We start from the raw sequence: 4,100 nt of genomic DNA, 5'->3' as shown, positions 1-4,100 counted from the left end.
GTGCGAGCCATAAGTGACGCCTTGTTTCTTTGTTGTGGTAAACATTAGAGTAAGGTGTTGCTTATTTTTTTCAATGTTTTCTCAATTCTATACAGCCCCTAGGCTAAAAAATAAATATCATGATTTAATATTTCTGCTATAGATGTTTGTAATTATTGATAATAAAACAACGTTTCAAGTACTTTGATGCTATGACTTATTTAAGTTGGCATAGCCTTTGCACTAACAATGTCATAACTATTTTTAGCAAAAAATGCTTTAAAAATATTTGTTAACAAATGCCCGAAGCGCTTACTATTATCGTTCGTATGTTGTTAGAATAAAGTGAGAGTGGCAAGCACAAACTTGATATTAGAAGGATGTCTTGACTAAAGACATTGACAGTGCTGATAATAAGCATAATATTGAAAGCGCGCTTTAGTTTGAATTACGCAGCTAATATTAATATTCTTGAACCAAAAAATTAAACAAATAACTTTACATCGCAATAACGTGATCAACACAACGGAGATTATTTATGTCGAACAAATTACTAGATCTTATCAAATCAACAAATGCCAAATGGGTTGACTTTCGTTTTACCGATACCCGTGGTAAAGAGCAACATATCAGTTTCCCTGCGCATACCATCGACGAAGATGTTATGGAAGATGGCAAAATGTTTGATGGCTCATCAATTGCTGGTTGGAAAGGTATTGAAGCGTCAGATATGATCTTACGTCCAGATGCAGAGACAGCCTTTGTCGACCCGTTCTTTGATTCAGTAACTGTTGTGGTTACTTGTGACATTATCGAGCCATCAACGCTACAAGGCTACGATCGTGACCCACGTTCTATCGCACGCCGCGCTGAAGAGTACTTAAAGTCTACTGGTATTGGTGATACTGCTTATTTTGGTCCTGAGCCGGAATTCTTTGTATTTGATGATGTGAAGTGGTCAGTTGATATGTCTGGTGTTAGCCATAAAATCACTGCTGAAGAAGCAGCATGGTCGACAGGCGAGACTTATGAGTGGGGCAACATGGCGCATCGTCCACGCGTGAAAGGTGGTTATTTCCCAGTACCGCCTGTTGATAGCTCACAAGATATGCGTTCAGTGATGTGTGAACGCATTGAAGAGATTGTTGGCGAAGGTAGTGTTGAAGTACATCATCACGAAGTTGCTTCTTGCCAGTCTGAAATCGGTGTTGCATTTAACACCATGGTACGTAAGGCAGATGAAGTTCAACAGTTAAAATATGTGGTTCATAACGTTGCGCATCAGTTTGGTAAAACGGCTACATTTATGCCTAAGCCAATCGTTGGTGACAATGGTTCAGGTATGCACGTACATATGTCTATCGCGAAAGATGGCGTAAACACGTTCTCAGGTGATGAGTATGCTGGTTTGTCTGAAACAGCGTTGTTCTTCGTTGGTGGTATCATCAAGCATGCTCGTGCTTTGAACGCGATTACCAATCCATCAACCAACAGTTATAAGCGTTTAGTGCCACATTACGAAGCGCCTATTAAGCTTGCTTATTCAGCGTCTAACCGCTCAGCATCTATCCGTGTTCCACATGTAAGCAGCCCTAAAGCAGTGCGTGTTGAAGCACGTTTCCCTGATCCAACAGCGAACCCTTACTTAGCATTTGCTGCATTGTTGATGGCTGGCCTTGACGGTATCCAAAACAAAATGCATCCAGGTGAAGCTGCTGACAAAAACTTGTATGACTTGCCACCAGAAGAAGAAGCACAAATCCCAACGGTTGCAGAGAGCTTAGATGTTGCTCTACAAGCATTGAAAGATGACAACGAGTTCTTATTAAAAGGCGACGTGTTTACCAAAGATATGCTAGAGGCGTTTATTGCTTTGAAAGAAGAAGAAGTACAACGTCTGAACGTGACTGTACATCCAGTTGAGTTCGATATGTACTATAGCTGCTAATTAGTCGCTACAGCACTCAGTTATTTTGAGTCATAAAAACCAGCTAAGGTTAACTTAGCTGGTTTTTTTTATGGAATTTAAACTAGGGCGTGTCTTTAATTCACTCGATAGTCATCTAAATGGGCTAAAAATGGCTAAATCTTGCCAAACATTATCAAATAGCTGGTTAATATCCCGATATTATCTGCGCTATTTTCCTTGTTTGACGGCAATTTATCTCATTTTTATCACCATTTTTGAAATGAAGACACGCCCTAATAATTATCTTAAAATGAAGACACGCCCTAGTGTTTTTCACTTAAAAATCCCCCATAATGGTACTATTATATTTGTTAAATACGCGCACTTATTAGGTTGACTGACTATGCACTCACTCTCAAAAAATCTCCGTTTGATTCAGACTGCCATGACCATACGCAGTCATACAAAAAATAAGATGTTATTCACAGGCTTGCTCGTCTTCACAGCCAGTCTCTACGCCCCTTTGGCAAATGCTGCTTCTATTTATAAAGTCGTTGATGAAAAGACGGGTCAAGTTACCTTTACCGACCGTCCACAGAATTATGAGCAGCAAGCAGATAAGCAAGTTACTCAGACCAGTGTGATGACTAGAAGTGATACGCTTAATTCAAATAACAATGGCAATGCAAGTGAACAGTCTGGCAGTAGTGCACAAGCTGCCAGCGCAGAGACGACTGGTACATCTGATAGGGACAATAATAGTTCGACCGTCAGTTATCAGCTGACAATCACCAATCCAAGCGAAGAGCGTGCTTATCGTCGTCCTGCACAAAATATCGATGTAAGTGTACAAGTAGAGCCATCCTTACAAGCGGGCGATAGCGTAAGTATTTACTTGGATGGTAATGAGGTGGCACAGGGTTTAAGTGCTTCCATTTCAACGGTAGATCTTTTACCAGGTGCGCATAGTATTACGGCAGTTGTGACCAATAAGGCAGGTGGCAAGCTCCAGCAGGTTGCGCGTACCATTTATGTGATTCAGAACAACACAACATTGCAAGATAATAAAAGAAAAGCAGAGCAGCTGTTGGCTTATCAAAACCTATCGTTATACCAAAAACTATTATTAAAGTTAGGTAAAAGTGATTAGAGCTTGTCTTATTGATCAATAACGACGGCATAAACAACAGCGCAAAGAAAAAGGCAGGCACCATAATGGTGCTTACCTTTTTAGTATGAAGAGCTCAATTTATGAACGAACCTAACCACTGGTATAAGTTGATTTATTTAGTCAGCTCAATCGTACCATTTGCCGTTACTGAGACAGTACTGTTACCAGACTCAAAGCTTTGGCTAGGAACTGATCCACTCTCAGAGCTTGCTTTCATACTCATGCTGCTGTACATAGGGCGAGGGGAGTTACCGCCTGTGTTGAGATTGACATTAATCACACGATAACCACGAGCACCCCATGCGCTAGTTAGATTTTTAGCTTGCTGCTGAAAAGCGCGAGAAGCGTTGGTCATGAGTTTTTGTTCTAGTGCATCTTTCTTACTCTCTGAAACCCCAAAGTTTAGATTCTCCATCACTAGCGTCTCTTGCAAATCAGCGATGAGCTGACTGGTTGCGGCAAAGTCAGTACTCTTCAAATCTATATTGGCTTGTCCTGTCCAACCAATAATTTTATTGTCTTTGTCATAGCGAGGATAGGTACGCTGCTGCCCTGTGCTTACAGTCACACTAGGGTAGCGCTTAGCGATTTTCATCGCGTTATTGATGGATGTGTTGAGCATCGTTGCCAATGCTTTTGAATCTGTTGCTTGTGCTTTTTTATATAAGCTGGCTCGCACTTCATCATTTTGAATCTCTTCTTTTACTTCTGTTTGAAACGTTAGCTGATCGTAACCTGTTGGCTCTGCATGCGCACTGCCCATCATGGCTGTTAGTAACAAGGCTGTGCCAGTCGTTAAGGCTGTTTTGTTTAGTAACGTGGTTTTCATTATTGTCTCCTAAATTAGTTCTAATGATGCATACACAAATATGTTAAGAATCTGGTTACGCACAAGAAGCCATTCCTTGTATATATCAAAGAAAGGTTGGTATGGGTATAACTTTATACATTAAAATAGCAAATACTGAGTGAGTTGATGTGAGAATTTTGTGACCTTTGTGACCTTTGTGACCTTTGTGACCTTTGTGACCTTTGTGACCT

General features: G+C 40.6%; 3 protein-coding genes. 2 read left to right on the top strand and 1 reads right to left on the bottom strand.

Features of this window, described 5'->3' with window-relative positions:
- The first annotated feature begins 517 nt into the window (after window positions 1-517).
- Window positions 518-1,927 carry a type I glutamate--ammonia ligase gene (gene glnA / locus EI164_RS14845; RefSeq protein ID WP_192520688.1) on the top strand — a complete coding sequence of 470 codons (1,410 nt, stop codon included), beginning with the start codon at window positions 518-520 and terminating at the stop codon, window positions 1,925-1,927.
- A gap of 364 nt (window positions 1,928-2,291) precedes the next feature.
- The gene (locus EI164_RS14840; protein ID WP_225739333.1) at window positions 2,292-3,038 is read left to right on the top strand and encodes a DUF4124 domain-containing protein; all 747 of its coding nucleotides are present in this window, start codon (window positions 2,292-2,294) and stop codon (window positions 3,036-3,038) included.
- A 133-nt stretch (window positions 3,039-3,171) separates the two neighbouring features.
- Here the strand turns inward: EI164_RS14840 and EI164_RS14835 are convergent, their stop codons facing one another.
- Entirely contained in the window at window positions 3,172-3,888 is a 717-nt protein-coding gene (locus EI164_RS14835) for an SIMPL domain-containing protein (RefSeq protein ID WP_192520687.1), read from the bottom strand.
- Between the last annotated feature and the right edge of the window lie 212 nt (window positions 3,889-4,100).

Origin of the sequence: Psychrobacter sp. FME13, assembly GCF_014861395.1 — a bacterium.
In the GTDB taxonomy this organism is placed as follows: domain Bacteria; phylum Pseudomonadota; class Gammaproteobacteria; order Pseudomonadales; family Moraxellaceae; genus Psychrobacter.
Note: the sequence above shows the minus strand (reverse complement) of the source record. Positions and strands in the feature narration are given on the sequence as shown.